17 protein-coding genes and 2 pseudogenes are annotated in these 20,447 nt (G+C 72.6%); 2 read left to right on the top strand and 17 right to left on the bottom strand.

What is annotated here, in order from left to right; translation table 11 throughout:
• Nucleotides 1-187: 187 nt before the first annotated feature.
• The 16 genes and pseudogenes from ACWEO5_RS32825 to pgsA all read right to left on the bottom strand — a co-directional run.
• Nucleotides 188-2,479, bottom strand: a pseudogene (locus tag ACWEO5_RS32825) (RelA/SpoT family protein); the annotation flags it as partial.
• A gap of 187 nt (nt 2,480-2,666) precedes the next feature.
• Nucleotides 2,667-3,221, bottom strand: coding sequence for an adenine phosphoribosyltransferase (locus tag ACWEO5_RS32820; RefSeq protein WP_452165791.1), 555 nt, complete (start codon nt 3,219-3,221; stop codon nt 2,667-2,669).
• Between the two features lie 20 nt (nt 3,222-3,241).
• Entirely contained in the window at nt 3,242-4,360 is a 1,119-nt protein-coding gene (gene secF / locus ACWEO5_RS32815) for a protein translocase subunit SecF (RefSeq protein ID WP_452165790.1), read from the bottom strand.
• Nucleotides 4,361-4,363: 3 nt separating this feature from the next.
• The gene (secD, locus tag ACWEO5_RS32810; protein ID WP_452165789.1) at nt 4,364-6,178 is read right to left on the bottom strand and encodes a protein translocase subunit SecD; all 1,815 of its coding nucleotides are present in this window, start codon (nt 6,176-6,178) and stop codon (nt 4,364-4,366) included.
• Between the two features lie 149 nt (nt 6,179-6,327).
• Nucleotides 6,328-6,717, bottom strand: coding sequence for a preprotein translocase subunit YajC (gene yajC / locus ACWEO5_RS32805; protein WP_452165788.1), 390 nt, complete (start codon nt 6,715-6,717; stop codon nt 6,328-6,330).
• Between the two features lie 181 nt (nt 6,718-6,898).
• A complete protein-coding gene (gene ruvB, locus ACWEO5_RS32800; protein ID WP_452165787.1) occupies nt 6,899-7,984 on the bottom strand; it encodes a Holliday junction branch migration DNA helicase RuvB in 1,086 nt (361 codons plus the stop codon).
• Nucleotides 7,985-8,042: 58 nt separating this feature from the next.
• Nucleotides 8,043-8,654, bottom strand: a complete 612-nt coding sequence (gene ruvA / locus ACWEO5_RS32795; protein WP_344551472.1) for a Holliday junction branch migration protein RuvA — start codon at nt 8,652-8,654, stop codon at nt 8,043-8,045.
• A gap of 302 nt (nt 8,655-8,956) precedes the next feature.
• Nucleotides 8,957-9,475, bottom strand: a pseudogene (gene ruvC, locus ACWEO5_RS32790) (crossover junction endodeoxyribonuclease RuvC); the annotation flags it as partial.
• Nucleotides 9,476-9,590: 115 nt separating this feature from the next.
• Nucleotides 9,591-10,346 carry a YebC/PmpR family DNA-binding transcriptional regulator gene (locus tag ACWEO5_RS32785; RefSeq protein WP_014134592.1) on the bottom strand — a complete coding sequence of 252 codons (756 nt, stop codon included), beginning with the start codon at nt 10,344-10,346 and terminating at the stop codon, nt 9,591-9,593.
• A 98-nt stretch (nt 10,347-10,444) separates the two neighbouring features.
• Nucleotides 10,445-11,056, bottom strand: coding sequence for a pyridoxal 5'-phosphate synthase glutaminase subunit PdxT (gene pdxT / locus ACWEO5_RS32780; RefSeq protein ID WP_452165786.1), 612 nt, complete (start codon nt 11,054-11,056; stop codon nt 10,445-10,447).
• Nucleotides 11,057-11,154: 98 nt separating this feature from the next.
• Nucleotides 11,155-12,066 (bottom strand): pyridoxal 5'-phosphate synthase lyase subunit PdxS, encoded by a 912-nt coding sequence (gene pdxS, locus ACWEO5_RS32775; protein WP_111555892.1) that lies wholly within the window; start codon nt 12,064-12,066, stop codon nt 11,155-11,157.
• A gap of 166 nt (nt 12,067-12,232) precedes the next feature.
• Entirely contained in the window at nt 12,233-12,778 is a 546-nt protein-coding gene (locus ACWEO5_RS32770; protein ID WP_344551475.1) for a hypothetical protein, read from the bottom strand.
• Nucleotides 12,779-12,810: 32 nt separating this feature from the next.
• Complete coding sequence (locus ACWEO5_RS32765; protein ID WP_452165785.1) at nt 12,811-13,173, bottom strand: 5-carboxymethyl-2-hydroxymuconate Delta-isomerase; 363 nt, start codon at nt 13,171-13,173, stop codon at nt 12,811-12,813.
• A gap of 28 nt (nt 13,174-13,201) precedes the next feature.
• On the bottom strand, nt 13,202-14,374 hold the full coding sequence (locus ACWEO5_RS32760; protein ID WP_452165784.1) for a glycosyltransferase family 4 protein: 1,173 nt from the start codon (nt 14,372-14,374) through the stop codon (nt 13,202-13,204).
• Nucleotides 14,371-15,276, bottom strand: a complete 906-nt coding sequence (locus ACWEO5_RS32755) for a phosphatidylinositol mannoside acyltransferase (RefSeq protein ID WP_452165783.1) — start codon at nt 15,274-15,276, stop codon at nt 14,371-14,373. Before ACWEO5_RS32755 ends, ACWEO5_RS32760 begins: the two co-directional genes overlap by 4 nt.
• The gene (gene pgsA, locus ACWEO5_RS32750) at nt 15,273-15,929 is read right to left on the bottom strand and encodes a phosphatidylinositol phosphate synthase (protein WP_452165782.1); all 657 of its coding nucleotides are present in this window, start codon (nt 15,927-15,929) and stop codon (nt 15,273-15,275) included. The genes ACWEO5_RS32755 and pgsA overlap by 4 nt, the downstream gene beginning before the upstream one ends.
• Before the next feature lie 127 nt (nt 15,930-16,056).
• Here pgsA and ACWEO5_RS32745 point away from each other — a divergent pair, with 127 nt between their 5' ends.
• The gene (locus tag ACWEO5_RS32745; protein WP_452165781.1) at nt 16,057-18,081 is read left to right on the top strand and encodes an elongation factor G; all 2,025 of its coding nucleotides are present in this window, start codon (nt 16,057-16,059) and stop codon (nt 18,079-18,081) included.
• Nucleotides 18,082-18,140: 59 nt separating this feature from the next.
• Here ACWEO5_RS32745 and ACWEO5_RS32740 read toward each other — a convergent pair whose 3' ends face one another.
• Entirely contained in the window at nt 18,141-18,563 is a 423-nt protein-coding gene (locus ACWEO5_RS32740; protein WP_344551481.1) for a thiol-disulfide oxidoreductase DCC family protein, read from the bottom strand.
• A 191-nt stretch (nt 18,564-18,754) separates the two neighbouring features.
• On the opposite strand from ACWEO5_RS32740, the gene ACWEO5_RS32735 reads away from it, so the two are divergent.
• Nucleotides 18,755-20,398, top strand: a complete 1,644-nt coding sequence (locus tag ACWEO5_RS32735; RefSeq protein ID WP_452165780.1) for a hypothetical protein — start codon at nt 18,755-18,757, stop codon at nt 20,396-20,398.
• Nucleotides 20,399-20,447: the final 49 nt, after the last annotated feature.

Here is a 20,447-nt window from a genome sequence, read left to right as displayed (position 1 = left end):
CCCGCGGCGCCGCCCGGCCCGCCGGAGCCGCTGCCGCAGCCGGCCACCAGGGCGGCAGCCACCGCCGCGCCCGTCACCGCCGTCGCCACCCGTATCGCGTGCACACTGCCTCCCGGAAAGCCGACCGCCCCCACCCGGCCAGTGTCGGCGGGGCGGGGGCGGGCGGCGACCCGGGCGGGCGGGGCGGCTACTTGTTGCGCGCCGAGGTGACCCGGTAGACGTCGTACACGCCCTCGACCCCGCGGACCGCCTTGAGCACGTGGCCGAGGTGCTTGGGGTCGCCCATCTCGAAGGTGAACCGGCTCATCGCGACCCGGTCGCGGGAGGTCTGGACGGCCGCCGAGAGGATGTTGACGTGCTGGTCGGAGAGCACCCGGGTGACGTCCGAGAGCAGCCGGGAGCGGTCCAGCGCCTCCACCTGGATGGCGACCAGGAAGACCGAGGACTGGGTGGCCGCCCACTCGACCTCGATCATCCGCTCGGGCTGCTGCTGGAGCGATTCCACGTTGACGCAGTCCGCCCGGTGCACCGAGACGCCGTTGCCGCGGGTGATGAAGCCGACGATCGGGTCGCCGGGCACCGGCGTGCAGCAGCGCGCCAGCTTCACCCAGACGTCGTCCACGCCCTTGACGATGACGCCCGGGTCGCCCTTGGCCCGGCGGCGCATCGCGCGCGGCTGGTGCGAGGGGGTGGCGGTCTCGGCGAGGTCCTCGACCGCGCCCTCCTCGCCGCCCATCGCCTGGACCAGCTTCTGCACGATGGCCTGCGCGGCGACGTGGCCCTCGCCGATCGCCGCGTACAGCGAGGAGATGTCCGGGTAGCGCATCTCGTGGGCCAGGGTGACCAGCGAGTCCCCGGTGAGGATCCGCTGGATCGGCAGGCCCTGCTTGCGCATCGCCCGGGCGATCGACTCCTTGCCCTGCTCGATCGCCTCCTCGCGGCGCTCCTTGGAGAACCAGGCGCGGATCTTGTTGCGGGCCCGGGGCGACTTGACGAAGCTCAGCCAGTCCCGGGACGGGCCGGCGTTCTCCGCCTTGGAGGTGAACACCTCGACGGTGTCGCCGTTCTCCAGGGTCGACTCCAGCGGCACCAGGCGGCCGTTGACCCGGGCGCCGATGCACCGGTAGCCGACCTCGGTGTGCACCGCGAACGCGAAGTCCACCGGGGTGGCCTGCGCGGGCAGCGCTATCACGTCGCCCTTCGGGGTGAAGACGAACACCTCGTTGCTGGACAGGTCGAAGCGCAGCGACTCCAGGAACTCGCTCGGGTCCTCGGTCTCCTTCTGCCAGTCGAGCAGCTGCCGCAGCCAGGCCATCTCGTTGACCGCGTCGGCCTTGTCGTGCTGCCGCCCGTGGGTGGGCGTGTCGGTGCGCACCTTGGAGGCGCCGGCCACCGCGCGCTGCTTGTACTTCCAGTGCGCGGCGATGCCGTACTCGGCCCGCCGGTGCATGTCGAAGGTGCGGATCTGCAGCTCGACGGGCTTGCCCCCGGGACCGATCACCGTGGTGTGCAGCGACTGGTACATGTTGAACTTGGGCATCGCGATGTAGTCCTTGAACCGCCCCGGCACCGGGTTCCACCGCGCGTGGATGGTGCCCAGCGCCGCGTAGCAGTCGCGGACGGTGTCGACCAGGACCCGGATGCCCACCAGGTCGTAGATCTCGGCGAAGTCCCGGCCCCGGACGATCATCTTCTGGTAGACCGAGTAGTAGTGCTTGGGCCGGCCGGTGGTCTGCGCGGTGATCCGGGCCCCGCGCAGGTCGCCCTGCACCTGGTCGATCACGGTGGCCAGGTACTCGTCGCGCTTGGGGGCGCGCTCGGCCACCAGCCGGACGATCTCGTCGTACATCTTGGGGTAGAGGATGGCGAAGGCCAGGTCCTCCAGCTCCCACTTGATGGTGTTCATGCCCAGCCGGTGCGCCAGCGGGGCGTAGATCTCCAGCGTCTCGCGGGCCTTCTTCTCCTGCTTCTCCCGCTTCAGGTAGCGCATCGTGCGCATGTTGTGCAGCCGGTCGGCGAGCTTGATCACCAGCACCCGCGGGTCCTTGGCCATCGCCACGACCATCTTGCGGACGGTCTCCGCCTGCGCGGCCTCGCCGAACTTGACCCGGTCCAGCTTGGTCACGCCGTCGACCAGCAGCGCCACCGAGTCGCCGAAGTCGGCCCGGAGCGTCTCCAGGCCGTAGTCGGTGTCCTCGACCGTGTCGTGCAGCAGCCCGGCCATCAGGGTGGGCGCGTCCATCCCCAGCTCGGCCAGGATGGTGGCCACCGCCAGCGGGTGGGTGATGTACGGGTCGCCGCTCTTGCGCTTCTGACCGCGGTGCCACTTCTCGGCGACGGCGTACGCCCGCTCGATGTCCTTCAGCAGCCCCGGATCGGCCTTGGGGTCGTTGGCCCGGATCGTCCGGAACAGCGGTTCCAGCACCGGGTTGACCATCGAACTGCGCTGACCGCCCAACCGGGCGAGCCTGGCCCGCATCCCGCCCTGCGAGGGGCGGGAACTGGCGGCAGCGGCCGTGGGCACAACCTCGTCGGGCAAGGACACTCCTACGTCGGATCAACCTTCATCGTACCGACCGCGCGCCCCCGCGCGGCGGCGCGTCCGCCCGGGAACGGAGCCGCCCGGGAACGGAGCCGTTCCCGGGCGGTCGTCCTGCGGCCCGCCGTCAGACCACGACGAGCGTCTCCAGCGGTGCGCCGTGCAGGTGCGGGACGAGCTTCGCGCGCCCCGGCAGGAAGCCGAGCTCCATCAGCACGACCACGCCGACCAGCTCGGCGCCGGCCTCCTGGACCAGGTCCAGCGACGCGGCGATCGTGCCGCCGGTGGCCAGCACGTCGTCCACCACCAGGACCCTCTCGCCCGGCTCGAACGCGTCGCACTGGACCTCCAGCGTCGCCGACCCGTACTCCAGGTCGTACGAGCGGGCGAACACCGCACCGGGCAGCTTGCCCTTCTTGCGGATCGGGACGAACCCGAGGCCCGCGGCGAACGCGGCCGGCGCGGCGAGCACGAACCCCCGCGCCTCCAGCCCGACCACCTTGGTGGCGCCGAGCTCCTTCGCCCGCTCGGCCAGCGCCCGGGTCAGCGCGCCGAACGCCTCGGCGTCGGCCAGCAGGGGGGCGATGTCCTTGAACAGGACGCCCGGCTTCGGGTAGTCCTGCACGTCCCGGATCCGGCTGTTGAGCAGCTCGGACAGGGCGGGGTCGGTGGTGGAGGTCACGGGGGTTCCTTCGCGGAGGGTCAGTGCTTGCCGGACGGCCGTCCCTTGCCGCGGGTGCGGCTGACCGGCTGGTTACGCTGTCCGACCATACCGGCCGCGACCTCCTCGCCGGTGCCGTCCTCGCTGTCGCCGTCCTCACCCGCGGCGCCGGCCGGGGCCTCGGCCGCGGCCTTGGCCTCGGCGGCCCGGCGCTGGGCGACCCGCTTGGCGAGCGCCTTCATGTCCGGGGCCTGCTCCTTGAGCTGCGCGAGCAGCGGAGTGGCCACGCAGATGGAGGAGTAGGCACCGGCCGCGAGGCCGATGAACAGGGCCAGCGAGATGTCGTTCAGGGTGCCGGCGCCCAGGAAGCCGCCGCCGATGAACAGCAGCGCCGAGACCGGGAGCAGGGCGACGACCGTGGTGTTGATGGAGCGCACCAGGGTCTGGTTGAGGCCGTGGTTGGCGGCCTCGCTGTAGGTGCGGCGGGACTGCTTGGTGAGGCCCCGGGTGTTCTCCTTCACGGTGTCGAAGACGACGACCGTGTCGTAGAGCGAGTAGCCGAGGATGGTCAGGAAGCCGATCACGGTGCCCGGGGTGACCTCGAAGCCGACCAGGGCGTAGACGCCGATGGTGATCAGGAGGTCGTGGATCAGGGCGACCAGGGCGGCCACCGCCATCCGCCACTCGAAGGCGATCGCCATGTAGACGGTCACCAGCACCATGAAGACGATCAGGCCGGTCAGCGCCTTCTTGGAGATGTCGGCACCCCAGGAGGGGCCGATCACCTGGGCGTTGATGTCCTGCTCCTGGACGCCGATCGCCTGCGAGAACTCCTTGGTGAAGGTCGTCGCCGGGATCGACTCCTCGGCGCTGACCTGGACCCGGACGTCGCCCTTGTTGGTGGTCTGCACCAGCGCGGTCTTGGAGCCGATGATCCTGTCGGCGGTGTCCTTGGCCTGCGAGGCGCTCAGGCCGGGCTTGTGCACGGTGTAGACCGAGCCGCCCTTGAACTCGATGCCCAGGTGCAGGCCCATGGCCAGGCCGATGCCGGCCACCAGGACGATCACCGCGGAGATCGAGTACCAGATCTTCCGCTTGCCCACGAAGTCGAAGGAGACCTCGCCCTGGTAGAGGCGGTGACCGATGTTGCGGAGCGACATGGGTCAGACCTCCTGGGTCGCGGTGGGACGGCGGCGGGAACCGCGCAGCGGCGGACGGGCGCCGAGCCGCTTCGGGTCCAGACCGGACAGCGGGTGGCCGCCGGCGAAGAACTTGGTGCGGGCGAGCAGGGAGATCATCGGCTTGGTGAACAGGAAGATCACCACGACGTCGAGCAGCGTGGTCAGGCCCAGCGTGAACGCGAAGCCCTGGACCTTGCCGACCGACACCAGGTACAGCACCGCGGCACACAGGAAGGACACGAAGTCCGAGACCAGGATGGTGCGCCGGGCCCGCGGCCAGGCGCGCTGCACGGCGGCCCGCAGCTGGGCGCCCTCGCGGACCTCGTCCCGGATCCGCTCGAAGTACACGATGAACGAGTCGGCGGTGATGCCGATCGCGACGATCGCGCCGCAGACCGCGGGCAGGTTCAGCGCGAAGCCGATGCCCGCGCCGAGCAGGCTCATGATCGACCAGGTCAGCACGGCCGAGACGGCCAGACCGGCGATCGAGATCAGGCCCAGGCCGCGGTAGTAGACCAGCGAGTAGGCGACCACCAGGACCATGCCGATCAGACCGGCGATCAGACCGGCCTTCAGCTGCTCGGAGCCGAGCTGCGGGGAGACGGTGGTGACGTCGCTCTTCACGAAGTCCAGCGGGAGCGCGCCGTAGCTCAGCACGTTCGCCAGCGACTTGGCGTCGTTCGCGGTGAAGCTGCCGCTGATCACGGCGGTGCCGCCGGTGATCGACTCCGACACGTACGGGTGCGAGACGACCTGGCCGTCCAGCACGATCGCGAACTGGTTGGCCGGGGAGGACTGAGTGGCCAGCTGGCCGGTGGTGGAGGCGAACGCCTTGGAGCCGGTGTCGTTGAACGACAGGTCGACCATCCAGCCCTTGCCGCCCTGGGTGTCGATCGCGGCCTGCGCCTTGGTGACGTCCTGGCCGTTCACCGCGACGCCGCCGAGCACGAACTTGTACCAGAGGCCGCCCTCGGCGTCGTACGAGCAGGCGATGGCCGGCTTGGACGGGTCACTGCCCTGGTAGTTGATCCGCTGCGCCTCGTTGGTGCAGTCCAGCGCGGTGTACTGCTGCTGCAGGGCGAGGGTCTCGGCGTCCGGGGTGGCCGCGGCGCTCGGGTCGGCCGCGGGGGCCGAGGCGTCGGCGGACGGCTGGGCGGAGGCGGACGGCTGGGCCGAGGCGGAGCCGCTCGCGGCGGCGGAGGCCGTCGGGTCGGCCTGCAGGGCGCCGGACAGGGCGCGGCCGGCCTTGGTCGCGGACGCGGAGGCCGAGGCGCCGGTGGAGGCGCTCGCGGAGGCGCCGCTGCCGGCGCTCGCGGAGGCCGACGCGGAGGCGCCCGCGCTCGGGGAGGCCGAGGCGCCGGCGGAGGCGGAGGCCGACGGGTCGGGCTGCTGGGCGGCCGCGCCGGACGGCTCGGCGGCCAGCACCGGGCGGAAGTAGAGCTTGGCGGTGTCGCCGACCTTGTCGATGGACTGCTGCGTGTTACCACCGTCGGGGATGTTGACGATGATGTTCGCGTTGCCCTGGGTCTGCACCTCCGCCTCGGAGACGCCCATGCCGTTCACGCGCTTCTGGATGATGCCGACCGCGGTGTCCAGGTTGGTCTTGTTGACCGCGGAAGGATCATCGGACTTCGCGGTCAGCGTGACGCTGGTACCACCGGCGAGGTCGATACCGAGACGCGGCTTGGTGTTGCCCGTCCCGAACATGAGGGCCACAAGGCCGACGGTGACCACCAGGATGAGCGCCAGCGCCCGTCCCGGGTATCCGTCGCGCGACCGCGACTTGGGTGTTGCCACCTTGCTCGTTTCTCCCTGTCCATGCCGCCCGGCGGCCGGCCTCCGGCCCCGCGCTGGGCGGGTGCCGGAAGGCGGCGGACGCACGACGGCCCAAGAGGTCCTGTTGGGCTTGCGGCGGATGCCGCTCGGTCGAGGGTGCCCCGACCGTACTACTTGCTCTCGGGAGCCTCTGCGTCGGCCTTCGCCTCGTCCTTGGACAGGCTCAGCGGCTTCTCGTCGGCGTCCGCGTCCTGCTCCGCGTCCTCGACGGCCTCGCCCTCGGCGGGGCGGCCGTTGATGATCGCGTCGTACTCCAGCGGCTCCAGGACGGCCGCGATCGCACCCTTGGTGTAGTGGGCCACCACGCCGGGGGCGACCTCCAGCTCGACCGTCTCGTCATTGACCGCCTTCACCAGCGCGTACATGCCGCCGATGGTGCGCACGCCCGACCCCGGCTGGAGCGCGCTCTGCATGCTCTGCGTCTGGGCCTGACGCTTCTTCTGCGAGCGCATCATCAGGAAGATCGCGAGGAGCGGGAGGATGAGGATGATCAGATTCACGGCCAGGGTCCTTTGCGGCCGCGCTCGGCGACCAGTGCGTGTACGTCGGCCCGTCGGGTGAGAGGGGCGGTCCGGCGGAGTCTAGGCGACCCGCACTGAACGGACAACGCCAAGCATGCCAGTGTGCCGCCGAAAGTGGCGAGCCTTGGCATGCACATAAACTCCCGATAAGGCGCCGGAGTTATCCCTGGCCGTCGGCCCACAGGCCGTTCTGCTGGACGTTCCGCGCCGCCTTCGCCGCGCCCGGCGACTGCGGCGGGGTCAGCCCGAGGTGCTGCCAGGCCGCCGCGGTGGCGATCCGCCCGCGCGGGGTGCGCGCCAGCAGGCCCTCCCGGACGAGGAAGGGCTCGGCGACCTCCTCGACCGTCTCCGCCTCCTCGCCGACCGCCACCGCCAGGGTCGAGAGGCCCACCGGGCCGCCGCCGAACAGCTTGAGCAGCGCCTCCAGGACCGCCCGGTCCAGCCGGTCCAGGCCGCGCGCGTCGACCTCGTAGACCTCCAGCGCCCGGGCGGCGATCTCCCGGGTGACCAGGCCGTCGTGCCGGACCTGGGCGAAGTCCCGCACCCGGCGCAGCAGCCGGTTGGCGATCCGGGGCGTGCCGCGCGAGCGCCCGGCGATCTCGGCCGCACCCGCCGGGTCGATCTCCACGTCCAGCAGGCCGGCCGAGCGGTGCACCACCCGCTGCAGCTCGGCCGGGGCGTAGAACTCCATGTGGCCGGTGAAGCCGAAGCGGTCGCGCAGCGGCGGCGGCAGCAGTCCGGCCCGGGTGGTCGCGCCGACCAGGGTGAACGGGGGCAGCTCCAGCGGGATCGCGGTGGCGCCGGGGCCCTTGCCGACGATCACGTCGACCCGGAAGTCCTCCATCGCCATGTAGAGCATCTCCTCGGCGGGCCGGGACATCCGGTGGATCTCGTCGAGGAACAGCACCTCGCCCTCGGTCAGCGAGGACAGGATCGCCGCCAGGTCGCCCGCGTGCTGGATCGCCGGGCCGGAGGTGATCCGGATCGGGGCGTTCAGCTCGGCCGCGATGATCATGGAAAGGGTGGTCTTGCCCAGCCCGGGCGGGCCGCTCAGCAGCACGTGGTCCGGCGCCGCGCCGCGCTTGCGGGCCGCCTGCAGGACCAGCGAGAGCTGTTCGCGCACCCGCTCCTGCCCGATGAACTCGTCCAGCTGCTTGGGCCGCAGCGCGGCCTCCACCGCCTGGTCCTCGCCGTCGGCGGACGCCGTCAGCAGGCGGTCAGCGGGGTCGGACTCGTACGGGCTCATCGGAAAACCGCTCTCCATGTCGACTTGGTGACGTGTCGCCACATTGCTCCGGCGCCGTTCAGCGGGCCCGGTTCAGGCCCCGCAGGGCGAGCCGCAGCAGGGCGCCGACGTCCGGCACGGACTGCGCCTCGGCCTCCGGCGCGACCCGGGACACCGCCTCCTCCGCCTCCCGCGGAGCGTAGCCCAGGCCCACCAGTGCGGAGTGCAGCTGCTCGTGCCAGGGCGCCGGGCCGGACGCCACCGGCTTCTGCGCGGGGACGGTGCCGTGCGGGGCGCCGAGCTTGTCCTTGTACTCCAGCAGCAGCTTGGCCGCCTTCGCCTTGCCGATGCCCGGCACCGCGATCAGCGCCTTCTCGTCGCCGCCGGCCACCGCGACCCGGAGCGCCTCCGGCGAGTGCACCCCCAGCATCGCCTGGGCCAGCTTCGGCCCGACGCCGGGCGCCGCCTGTAGCACCTCGAAGGTGGCCCGCTCGTCGTCGTCCGCGAAGCCGAACAGGGTCAGCGAGTCCTCCCGGACCACCAGCGAGGTCGCCAGCCGGGCCACCTCCCCCACCCGCAGCGCCGCCAGCGTGGTCGGCGTGCACTGCACCGCCATCCCCACCCCGCCGACCTCCACCACGGCCACGCCGGCCCCCAGCACCGCAACCGGCCCCTGCACGAAGGCGATCATGGCGAGGTCGTTCCTTTCGATGGGTTCGAGGTTCGAGCCCCGCAAACGTCTCACGGGGCTCTGCCGTCTACGGGGACCGAAAAACGACTTTCGGTCCCCGCCGGCTCGCGGTTGTTCGTCGACAGCGGCTGCGCGCCCCGTCAGGGGCGCGGGGAACTGCGCGAGCGACCCGGCGCCCTGCCGTAGGCCGCCCGGGGAGCCGCTGCCCGCTGCTCGGGCGGATCTTCCCGCTGGGCGTCTTCCGCTTCGCGCAGTTCCCCGCGCCCCTGGTTCCGCCCGGAAGTCGCGCCGTGCCAGGAGCCGCCGCCCGGGCCGTGGGCCTTGATCGCCGCGGTCAGGCGGTTGGTGCTGCCGCCGCGCCAGATGTGGCAGATGGCCAGGGCCAGCGCGTCCGCCGCGTCGGCGGGCTTGGGCGGGGCGTCGAGCCGCAGCAGGCGGGTGACCATGGCGGTGACCTGGGCCTTGTCGGCCCGGCCGGAGCCGGTGACGGCGGCCTTGACCTCGCTGGGGGTGTGCAGCGTGACGGGGATGCCGCGGCGGGTCGCGCAGAGCACGGCGACCGCGGAGGCCTGCGCGGTGCCCATCACGGTGCGGACGTTGTGCTGGGCGAACACCCGCTCCACGGCGACGAGTTCGGGCGAGTACCGGTCGAGCCAGGACTCCAGGCCCTGCTCGATGGCGAGCAGCCGGGGGCCGATCTCGTCCTCGGCGGGCGTGCGCACCACGCCGACGCCGAGCATCGTCAACTGCCGCCCCGGCAGTCCTTCGACCACCCCGACGCCGCACCTGGTCAACCCAGGGTCCACACCCAGCACTCGCACGGCCACACCTCTCTCCGACCTGCGCAGGTTACCCCCGGCCACCGACAACCGGTCCCGGACACGCCTCCGCCCGGCGGCCACCAGCGGGCCACCGGGCGGGGAACGCGGGCCGGACTCAGGCGTCCAGCTCGGCCATGATCTCGTCGGAGACGTCGAAGTTGGCGAAGACGTTCTGCACGTCGTCGCTGTCCTCCAGCGCGTCGATCAGCTTGAAGATCTTGCGGGCGCCGTCGGCGTCCAGCTCGACCTGCATGCTGGGGACGAAGTTGGCGTCGGCGGAGTCGTAGTCGATGCCCGCGTCGACCAGCGCGGTGCGGACCGCGACCATGTCGGTGGCCTCGGACATCACCTCGAAGGCCTCGCCCAGGTCGTTGACCTCCTCGGCGCCGGCGTCCAGCACGACGTCCAGGATCTTGTCCTCGTCCACGCCGTCGGCCTTGGGGACGATCACGACGCCCTTGCGGTTGAACAGGTAGGACACCGAGCCCGGGTCGGCCATGTTGCCGCCGTTGCGGGTCATCGCCACGCGCACGTCGGAGGCGGCGCGGTTGCGGTTGTCGGTGAGGCACTCGATCAGGACGGCCACGCCGTTGGGGCCGTAGCCCTCGTACATGATGGTCGAGTAGTCGGCGCCGCCGGCCTCCGCACCGGAGCCGCGCTTGACGGCGCGGTTGATGTTGTCGATCGGGACCGAGCTCTTCTTGGCCTTCTGGATGGCGTCGTAGAGCGTGGGGTTGCCGGCCGGGTCGCCGCCGCCGGTGCGGGCCGCCACCTCGATGTTCTTGATCATCTTGGCGAAGAGCTTGCCGCGCTTGGCGTCGATCGCGGCCTTCTTGTGCTTGGTGGTAGCCCACTTAGAGTGGCCGGACATCGCCAGCTCCTTTTCGTCGCCAATGGGAAATGAACAGGGGAGATCTTACCGGTGCCGCACCGCCGGGTGGCACACGGTCACCGCGCCGCACGGGGCGTTCAGCGCCCGGCGGCCTCGACCATCCGGACGAAGTACTCGTGGACGCGGTGGTCGCCGGTCAGCTCCGGGTGGAAGGAGGTGGCCAGCAGGTTGCCCTGGCGGACCGCGACGATCCGGGCGTCCGGGCCGTCCGCGGCCGGCACCTCGGCCAGCACCTCGACGCCCGCGCCGACCGCCTCGACCCAGGGGGCGCGGATGAACACGCCGGTGACCGGGTCGCCGGCCAGGCCCGCGAACGGGATGGCGGTCTCGAAGGACTCGTTCTGCCGGCCGAAGGCGTTGCGGCGGACCGTCATGTCGATGCCGCCGACGGTCTCCTGGTCGTCCCGGCCGTCCAGGATCTTGTCGGCCAGCAGGATCATGCCCGCGCAGGTGCCGTAGACCGGCATGCCGGCCGCGACCCGCTCGCGCAGCGGGTCCATCAGGCCGAACAGCACGGCCAGCTTGGAGATGGTGGTGGACTCGCCACCGGGCATCACCAGGGCGTCGACCTCGGCCAGCTCCTCCGGGCGGCGCACCGGCCGGGCCAGCGCGTCGGCGGCGGCCAGCGCCACCAGGTGCTCGCGGACATCGCCCTGCAGGGCCAGGACGCCGACGGTGGGGGTGCTCACGGTCTCACTACCTCTTCGTTCTCGAACTACAGGGCCCGGGAGCCACGCAGCGGCCCGCCGTGCCGGGAACTCGCACGGCGGGCCGGACGCGTGGGCGCTTACCAGCCGCGGTTGGCGTAGCGCTCGGTCTCCGGGAGGGTGTCGCAGTTGATGCCGACCATGGCCTCGCCCAGGTTGCGGGAGGCGTCCGCGATGATCTTCGGGTCGTCGAAGAAGGTGGTGGCCTTCACGATGGCGGCGGCGCGCTTGGCCGGGTCGCCCGACTTGAAGATGCCGGAGCCCACGAACACGCCCTCGGCGCCGAGCTGGCGCATCAGCGCGGCGTCGGCCGGGGTGGCCACGCCGCCGGCCGAGAACAGCACGACCGGCAGCTTGCCGAGCTCGGCGACCTCGCGGACCAGCTCGTACGGGGCGCGCAGCTCCTTGGCGGCGGCGTACAGCTCGTTGTTGTCGAAGCCGCGCAGCTTGGCGATCTCGTTCTTGATCTGGCGCAGGTGGCGGACCGCCTCCACCACGTTGCCGGTGCCGGCCTCGCCCTTGGAGCGGATCATGGCCGCACCCTCGGCGATCCGGCGCAGCGCCTCGCCCAGGTTGGTGGCGCCGCAGACGAAGGGGGTGGTGAACGCCCACTTGTCGGAGTGGTTGACCTCGTCGGCCGGGGTGAGGACCTCGGACTCGTCGATGTAGTCGACGCCGAGCGACTGCAGCACCTGGGCCTCGACGAAGTGGCCGATCCGGGACTTGGCCATCACCGGGATGGAGACCGCGCCGATGATCTCCTCGATCATGTTCGGGTCGGACATCCGGGCCACGCCGCCGTCCTTGCGGATGTCGGCCGGGACCCGCTCCAGCGCCATGACCGCGACCGCACCGGCGTCCTCGGCGATCTTCGCCTGCTCGGCGTTGACCACGTCCATGATCACGCCGCCCTTGAGCTGCTCGGCCATGCCGCGCTTGACCCGGGCGGTGCCGACCTGGGGCTGCTCGGCGGAAGTGGGGGTGGTGGACACGTAAGACCTCACTCAGGGATGAACCGGTGCTATCGATCTATCGTAGGCCCGGGGGCCCGCCGACCCATGCGCCACATGGTCCAGGGCCGCCCCCGGCATACGACAATCAGGCCAGCGACCCGGCTGCGGCAGGAAACGCCGGTGTTCGACAGGAAACGGGGCCAGCCTACGCGGACGCACCCTCGGGCGTGAGGGCCACCGGGGGCTCGTCGTCCATCTCGAAGGCCAACGGGAACGGCGCGCGCCCCGCGAGGCGGAAGTAGCGCACCAGCCGGTGCTCGCGCACCGCGCGCGCCGCCCGCACCGCGTCGTTGTGGAAGCGCCGCGCCATCGGCACCCGGCGCACCGCCTCCACCAGGTCGCGCACCGCCTCCTCGCCGCCCGGCGCCGCCCGCAGCGCCGCGACCTGCTCCGGCTCGTCCAGCACCGCCCGCAGCGCCAGGCTCAGCTCGCTCTCCGCCACCTCGCGCTGCTCGGACTCGGCCTGCCGGGCCGCGTGCGCCGCCTCCAGCAGCAGGATCGACGCCGCCGGGTCCAGCAGCGAGGAGGTCGCCAGCTCCACCGCCACCGAGGAGCGGCGCAGCAGCTGGGCGTCCAGCGAGGCCCGCGCGGCGTCGATCCGGGCGTGCAGCCGGTCGAGCCTGCCCGCCGTCCAGCTCAGGTAGACGGCGAACAGTACGACGGCCGCAACGGCCCAGATCCAGGTAGCCACGGGGCGCTACGGTACCGGCTCGGCCCCCGGGCTCAGCCCCCGAGGACCGCCGAGCGGTAGGCGAGGCGGTCCAACTCCTCGACCTGGACGGCGACCTGCACCGGCCCGGCGTCCGGCCCCAGGTACCCGGGCAGCACCTCCAGCACCGCCTCGGCCAGCGCCGCCTTGGCCGCCGCGCTGCGCCCCGGGAAGACCTCGACCCGGACCGCGACCAGCGCGAAGGTCTCGGTGTCCGCCCCGACCACGTTCTCCTCGGTGCGCCGGAACCTGGTCTTGCACTTCTCCGGCTTGGCGTCCAGCAGCTTCACCGCCAACCGGTTCAGGGCCAGGCCGAAGCCCCGCCGGTCGAAGGAACCGGCGAGCCGGTCGGTGTGGTCGACGGTGATCAGCGGCATGCGGGGCTACCTCTCCGGAGGGAACGGGTCAACGGCTCGGACGCGCGCGGCGGTCGGACGGTTCGACCTCGGCCACCGGCGGACGCCCGTCGGTCACCGTCTCGTACACCGACAGCACCTCGGCGCCGACCGTCTCCCAGTCGAAGCGCCGCACGTGCCGGGAGGCCGCGGCGCGCAGCGCCGCCAGCCGGTCCGGGCTGCCCAGCAGCTTGAGCGCCGAAGCGGCCAGCGCGTCCGCGTCCTCCACCGGGAACAGCTCCCCGGCCGCACCGCCGTCCAGCACCTGCCGGAACGCGTCCAGGTCACTGGCCAGCACCGGGGCGCCCGCCGACATCGCCTCGACCAGGATGATGCCGAAGGACTCGCCGCCGGTGTTCGGCGCCACGTACAGGTCCACCGAGCGCAGCAGCCGGGCCTTGTCCCGGTCCGAGACCATGCCGAGGAACTCCACCCGGGCCCGCGCCTCGGGCGCCAGGCCCTCCACGGCCTCCTCCTCGTCGCCCTTGCCGGCCACCAGCAGCCGCACGCCCGGCCGCTCGGCCAGGATCCGCGGCAGCGCGGCCAGCAGCGTCGGCAGGCCCTTGCGCGGCTCGTTGATCCGCCCGATGAAGCCGATCGTCCCCGGCCCGCCCGCGGCCGCGCCGCCCTGCCACTGCGGGTTCGGCTCGGCGTCCGCGAAGAACCGCACGTCCACGCCGTTCGGGATCACCACCGCGTCGCCGCCCAGGTGCTCCACCAGGGTGCGCCGGGCGTACTCCGACACCGCGATCCGGCCCGACATCTTCTCCAGGCCCGGCTGCAGGATCGGCGAGGCCGCGATCATCGCCCGCGAGCGCGGGTTCGAGGTGTGGAACGTCCCCACCATCGGCCCGGTCGCCGCCCAGGCCGCCAGCATCGACAGCGACGGCGAGTTCGGCTCGTGCACGTGCAGCACGTCGAACCGGCCCTCGCGCAGCCAGCGCCGCACCCGGGCCGCCGACAGGATGCCGAAGCTCAGCCGCGCCACCGACCCGTTGTACGGCACCGCCACCGCCCGCCCGGCCGAGACCACGTACGGCGGCAGCGCCTCCTCGTCCTCCGCCGGGGCCAGCACCGACACCTCGTGCCCCAGCCGGATCAGGTGCTCCGCCAGGTCCCGGATGTGGAACTGCACCCCGCCCGGCACGTCCCAGTCGTACGGGCACACCACGCCGATCCTCAACGCTCGGCCCTCCGCGGGGTCAGGTCGGACAGCCACAGCTTCTGCAGCATGTGCCAGTCCACCGAGTGCTCGCGGATCGCGACCGCCCACACGTCCGCCATCGCCTGGGTCATCGCCGCGGCCTGCTCCTGCCGGGTGCCCTCCCCGGACGGCACCACCTCGGGGTGCACCTCGGCCCGCAGCACCGCCCCGTCGTACCAGAGCGACACCGGGAACAGCGCCGCCCCGGTCCGCTGGGCCAGCGCCGCCGGACCGGCCGGCATCCGGGTCGGCTCGCCGAAGAAGTCCACCTGGATCCCGGCCTCCGAGAGGTCCCGGTCGCCCACCAGGCACACCAGCTTCCCCTCGCGCAGCCGCCGCGCCAGCGTCCCCACCACCGAGACCTGGGAGCCGGTCAGCGCCAGCACCTCCATCCCCAGGCTCTCCCGGTACGCCACGAACCGGTCGAACAGCGACTCCGGCTTCAACCGCTCGGCGACCGTGGTGAACGGGTGCCCGCCCGCCGAGGCGATCCACGCCCCCGCCAGGTCCCAGTTCGCCATGTGCGGCAGCGCCAGCACCGCGCCCCGCCCGGACGCCATCGCCTCGTCCAGCTGCTCCAGGTTCTTCACCGTTATGGCACCGGCGATCCGCTCCCGGCTCCAGGTCGGCAGCCGGAACGACTCCATCCAGTACCGCATGTACGAGCGCATCCCGGCCCGGGACAGCTCCCGCAGCCGGATCCCGTCCGCGTCCGGGTGGACCCGCGACAGGTTGGCCTCCAGCTGCCGCACCCCCTTGCCCTGCCGCCGCCACGCCACGTCGGCGATGGTGTCGAACAGGCCGCGGGCCACCGGCTCGGGCAGGTGCTTCAACCCCGCCCAGCCGGCCGCGTAGGCGGCGTCGACCAACCGTTCCCTCACTTGACCCCCTCGGCGGCGCCCGCCGCCTCCAGCTCCGCCGACTCCCGGCGCACGGTCAGCATCCGCTGCGCCACCGTCACCAGGCTGCCCGCCGCGACCACCCACAGGGCGATCGGCAGCAGCCACTCGATGTACGGCACCCCGAACTTGTGCAGCCCCGCGAAACCGGCAGCGGTCAGGCTGATCACCAACCGCTCCGCCCGCTCCACCAGGCCCGAGACGTTCACCGGGAAGCCCAGCGCCTCGCCGCGCGCCTTGGTGTACGACACCACCTGGCCGCTGGCCAGGCAGAAGATAGACACCGCGCACAGCAGGTCGTTGTCACCGCCCCCCGCGTACCACATCGCCAGACCGCCGAAGATCGCCGCGTCGGCGACCCGGTCCAGCGTCGAGTCCAGGAACGCGCCCCACTTGCTGGAGCGGCCCGCCTGGCGGGCCATGTTGCCGTCCACCAGGTCGGAGAAGATGAAAAGGGTGACGGTGATCACACCCCAGAAGAACTCCCCGCGCGGGAAGAACACCAGGGCGCCGGCCACCGACCCGGCCGTACCGATCAGCGTGACCGCGTCCGGACTGACACCCCACCGCAGCAGCATCGCGGCGAACGGGGTGAGGACACGTGTGAAGAAGGCACGCGCGTACTTGTTGAGCATGGCCTTCCGGTCCGCTCCGCTCCTCGGATTGGCGCCCGCGAGCCGCTTGCCCGCCGGGCGGCCGCGCGAATGGACCCGCCCGGCTGGACAATGGTATCCACGCTGATCGAGCGGCAGGAGGCCAGCCATGCCGGACCGGACGGCCCACACCCCCGCACCGCCCGCGGACCGACCCGACCGGCTCCGCAACGTGGCCCTGGTCGGGGCCGGCGGAGCCGGGAAGACCACCCTCGCCGAAGCCCTCGCCCGCACCGCAGGCGTCCTGACCAGGGCCGGAACCGTCCCCGACGGCACCACCACCGCCGACTGGGAGGACGTCGAGCACCAGCAGCAGCGCTCCGTCCAACTCGCCCTGCTCCCGCTGCCCTGGCGCGGCCTCAAGGTCAACCTGGTCGACGCCCCCGGCTACGCCGACTTCGCCGGCGAGCTCCAGGCCGCCCTGCGCGCCGCCGAGGCCGCCCTGTTCGTCCACTCCGCCGCCGACCCCGAGGTCGCCCGGCCCGTCCGCGCCCTGTGGCGGCAGTGCGAGGACGCCCGGCTCCCCCGCGCGATCGTCCTCACCCACCTGGGCACCGCCCGGGTCCGCCTCGACGACGTGCTGCGGATGCTCCAGGACACCCTCGGCACCCCCGACACCGTCCGCCCGCTGCACCACGTCGACCTCCGCGACGGCCACCTGCACGGCCTCACCGACCTGCTCACCGGCCGCACCCACGGCACCCCGCAGGACGCCCCCGGCCTCGACGCCGCCCTGGACGCCGAACGCGCCCGCCTGGTCGAGGCCCTGGCCGGCGAGGACGACACCCTGATGGCCCGCTACCTCGACGGCGAAGGGCTCGACACCGCCGCCCTCACCGCCGGACTGCGCCGCGAACTCCTGGCCGGCACCCTGCACCCCGTCCTCGCCACCGCCCCCGACGGCACCGGCTGCGACGCCCTGCTCGACCTGGTCGCCGACGCCTTCCCCTCCCCCGCCGACCGCACCGACGGACTGCCCGCCGCCGACCCCGACGCCCCCCTGGCCGCCCAGGTCGTCCACACCGGCGAGGACCCCTACCTCGGCCGCCTCAGCCTGCTCAAGGTCTTCGCCGGCACCCTGCGCCCCGACACCACCGCCCACCTCCCCGACGGCACCGAGGAACGCCTCACCGCCCCGCACAGCCCGCTCGGCCGCCAACTGCGCCCCGTGCCGATGGCCGTGGCCGGGGACCTCGCCACCGTCACCAAGCTCACCGCCGCCCGCACCGGCGACACCCTCACCACCGGCGACACCGTCCTACCGCCCTGGCCGCTGCCCGAGGCCCTGCTCCCCACCGCCGTCCGGGCCCGCTCCAAGGCCGACGACGACAAGCTCTCCCAGGCCCTCGGCCGGCTCTCCGCCCAGGACCCGGCCCTGCGGGTCGAACAGAACCCCGACACCCACCAGCTCGTCCTGTGGTGCACCGGCGAGGCCCACCTCGCCGTCACCCTCGACCGCCTCACCACCCGCCACGGCGTCCACGTCGACACCGTCCCCTACCGGGTCGCCCTCCGCGAGACCTTCGCCGCCCCCGCCGACGGCCACGGCCGGCACGTCAAGCAGTCCGGCGGCCACGGCCAGTACGCCGTCTGCGACCTCACCGTCGAACCCCTGCCGGGCGGCGGCTTCGAGTTCGTCGACCGCGTCGTCGGCGGCGCCGTCCCCCGCCACTTCGTGCCCTCCGTCGAGAAGGGCGTCCGGGCCCAGCTCGCCCACGGCCTGCACGGCCACCCGATGACCGACGTCCGGGTCACCCTCACCGACGGCAAGGCGCACTCCGTCGACTCCTCCGACGCCGCCTTCCAGACCGCCGCCGCCCTCGCCCTCAAGGAGGCCGCCGGCCACACCGCCGTCGAGGTCCTCGAACCCGTCGACGAGGTCCGCGTCCTGCTGCCCGACGAGTACCAGGGCGCCGTGCTCACCGACCTGTCCGCCCGCCGCGGGCACGTGCTTGGCACCGAGATCGGCGGCCCCGGCCTCAGCCTGGTCCGCGCCGAGGTCCCCGAACTCGAACTCACCCGCTACCCGCTCGACCTGCGCTCGCTGTCGCACGGAACCGGCCAGTTCACCCGCAGCTACCTGCGGCACGCCCCGATGCCCGCCCACCTCGCCGCGCGGCACACCGCCGACTGAGCCACGACCGCGACGACCGCGCCCGGCCACCCCGGCCGCTGCCGCTGCCGCGACGACCGCTACGACCGCCGCGGCAGCGCGCACGCCGGGGTGCCGCCCGGCATCCGGTCCCGGTTCTTCGCGACCCAGCGGTAGACCACGTCCGCCACCGGCCGCACCGGCGCCAGCGCCAGCACCCCGCCGGCCCACGCCCACAGCCCGCCCGACCGCATCAACAGCCGCGCCACCGCCTGCGCCCCGCCGTACACCCGGCGGTCCGGCGTCACCCACAGCACCTCTCGCGAGGCCCGCTCCGGCGTCACCTCCCCGCCGGTGTACTCCGCGAGCGCGGCCATGTCCGCGAACTGCCACGCCACCGCGTCCCAGCCCGCCGAGGACAGGCTCTGCCGCGGATAACGCTCCGCCCACCGCACGCAGCTGGAGCAGAACGCGCAATCACCGTCGAAAACCAGCACCGGCCCCGGTGCGTACGCACTCGTCATGCCCGAGATCCTCCACCCCCGCGGCGCCGGCCGACAAACCGGGGGCGTCGAACCCGCCCGCACGGGGCAGCATCACCCCGAAAACGCCGCGCGCGGCCGATATGTGACCCAGGTTCAGCCGATGATCCGCACGGCCCGGCCGCCGCACGGTAACCTGCCGCAGATCGATCAGGGGAGAAGGAGCTGCACAGGTGACTCAGCTCGACATGACGCCGGGCGCACAGGTACCACGCACGGACGTCGGCAACCAGACCGCGGTCACGCAGGCGTTCTCCTCCGCCGCCTACCGCGACGGCGACTACAACGAACTGTCCGCCCTCACCGGAATCACGGTCAAGAAGGGCAAGTTCGCGCTCTTCCGCCCCAGCGCCGGCGAGGCGTTCAGCCGCGCCCTGATCGACCGCACCCTCGGCGGCGGCCGCAAACCGCTGGTCCCCTCGCACGGCACCGACGTCCGGATGGTCGTCGAGCACTGCCTCGCCGCCGAGGACCTGCGCGAGGCCCGGGACCGCAAGCTCACCGGCCTCAGCCTGCTCTTCGGCCTGCTCTTCCTCCCCGGCACGCTGGTCTGGCTGGCCGCCTACCAGGCCCGCGCCTGGCTCGGCAGCAAGAAGTCCGCGGCCAAGGACGGCTTCATCGGCACCCTGGCCCTGCTGCTCGCCCTCGGCCTCACCGTGCTGCTGCTGATCCGCCCGCCCTTCGGCGGCCTGCCCGGCCTCTACTTCCGGGTGGTCATGCTCGGCCCGGTCCTCGGCTGGTACCTCGCCAAGCGCACCGTGGTCACCAGCGTCATGCAGCAGCGCGCCCGCTGGGGGGACCTGGTCGGCGGCAGCCCGGTCGCCGCCGTCGTCCCCAAGGCCGTCCCCAAGGACCACCTCGACAAGAAGGCCAACACCCTCAAGGCCGGCCTGGACCGCCTCAGCACCGAGCAGGCCACCAACGTCCAGCACTACGCCGGGAACAAGGGCATCCTCGGCATCGGCGCCCGCTGGGCCGAGTGGTCCATGGCCGAGGACCTGCACCCCGCCGAGGGCCACCACGACTTCCGCACCTTCCACGTCTCCGACCTCACCCGCCGGATCGCCGACCGCCTCTCCAGCGTGACCAGCAGCGAGGTCCCCAACGGCGGCCTGCCCCGGCCGCAGATCAGCCACTGGGTGGTGCTGGACATCGGCGAGGGCGCCGACGAGATCGGCCGCCCCTCCGGCCCCGAGATGGACGGCGACCGGATGCGCGACTTCGCCGTCCACGAGGTCGCCGCCAAGCAGAGCCTCGGCGCCGACACCAAGCACCGGATCGCCGTCCAGTTCGTCCTGCACAAGGGCCAACTGATCTCCACCACCGTGATCGACGTGACCGTCATGGTGCACAACCTGCAGATCCGGGTCACCCCGCACACCCTCGGCCCGATCAACGGCTACTTCACCTCCAAGCCGAAGGTCCCCGAGAAGGACGTCACCAAGACCTTCCGGTTCTGGGAGACCCGCACCGTCCAACTCCCGGTCGTCACCGACCTCGAAGTGGTCCGGCAGGCCGTCCGCGCCCCCTTCCACCGGAACCCCGGCCTGCTGAAGTGGCTCGGCGGCTCGATCGGCTTCCCCGAACCGCTCTGCCTGCGCCAGGCCTGGGCCGACCCGACCTGGAACAGCCGCTTCAAGTCCGACGACGCCATCAACCTGACCCGCCCCGTCGTCGGCATCGTCCACGCCGCCATGATCGAGTTCCTCGATGAGCACGACGTCGCCGTCGACCGCTTCACCACCCGCTCCAACATCCTGCGCAGCGAGGTCCAGGGCTCCCGCCCCTTCCGCGCCGACAAGTACGACGCCGGCTGACCGGCCCCGCCGGACACGCAGCAGGGGCGTACGGGAGGTCTCCCGTACG

The sequence above is a fragment of the Kitasatospora sp. NPDC004272 genome, assembly GCF_053603035.1.
Note: the sequence above shows the minus strand (reverse complement) of the source record. Positions and strands in the feature narration are given on the sequence as shown.

Bases quoted from the DNA above. Each gene is read 5' to 3' on its own strand.
- secF (WP_452165790.1), bottom strand. From the start codon at position 4,360: ATGTCGCTCCGCAACATCGGTCACCGCCTCTACCAGGGCGAGGTCTCC.
- ruvB (WP_452165787.1), bottom strand. From the start codon at position 7,984: ATGAGCCCGTACGAGTCCGACCCCGCTGACCGCCTGCTGACGGCGTCC.
- ruvA (WP_344551472.1), bottom strand. From the start codon at position 8,654: ATGATCGCCTTCGTGCAGGGGCCGGTTGCGGTGCTGGGGGCCGGCGTG.
- ACWEO5_RS32785 (WP_014134592.1), bottom strand. From the start codon at position 10,346: ATGTCCGGCCACTCTAAGTGGGCTACCACCAAGCACAAGAAGGCCGCG.
- ACWEO5_RS32765 (WP_452165785.1), bottom strand. From the start codon at position 13,173: ATGCCGCTGATCACCGTCGACCACACCGACCGGCTCGCCGGTTCCTTC.
- pgsA (WP_452165782.1), bottom strand. From the start codon at position 15,929: ATGCTCAACAAGTACGCGCGTGCCTTCTTCACACGTGTCCTCACCCCG.
- ACWEO5_RS32745 (WP_452165781.1), top strand. From the start codon at position 16,057: ATGCCGGACCGGACGGCCCACACCCCCGCACCGCCCGCGGACCGACCC.
- ACWEO5_RS32740 (WP_344551481.1), bottom strand. From the start codon at position 18,563: ATGACGAGTGCGTACGCACCGGGGCCGGTGCTGGTTTTCGACGGTGAT.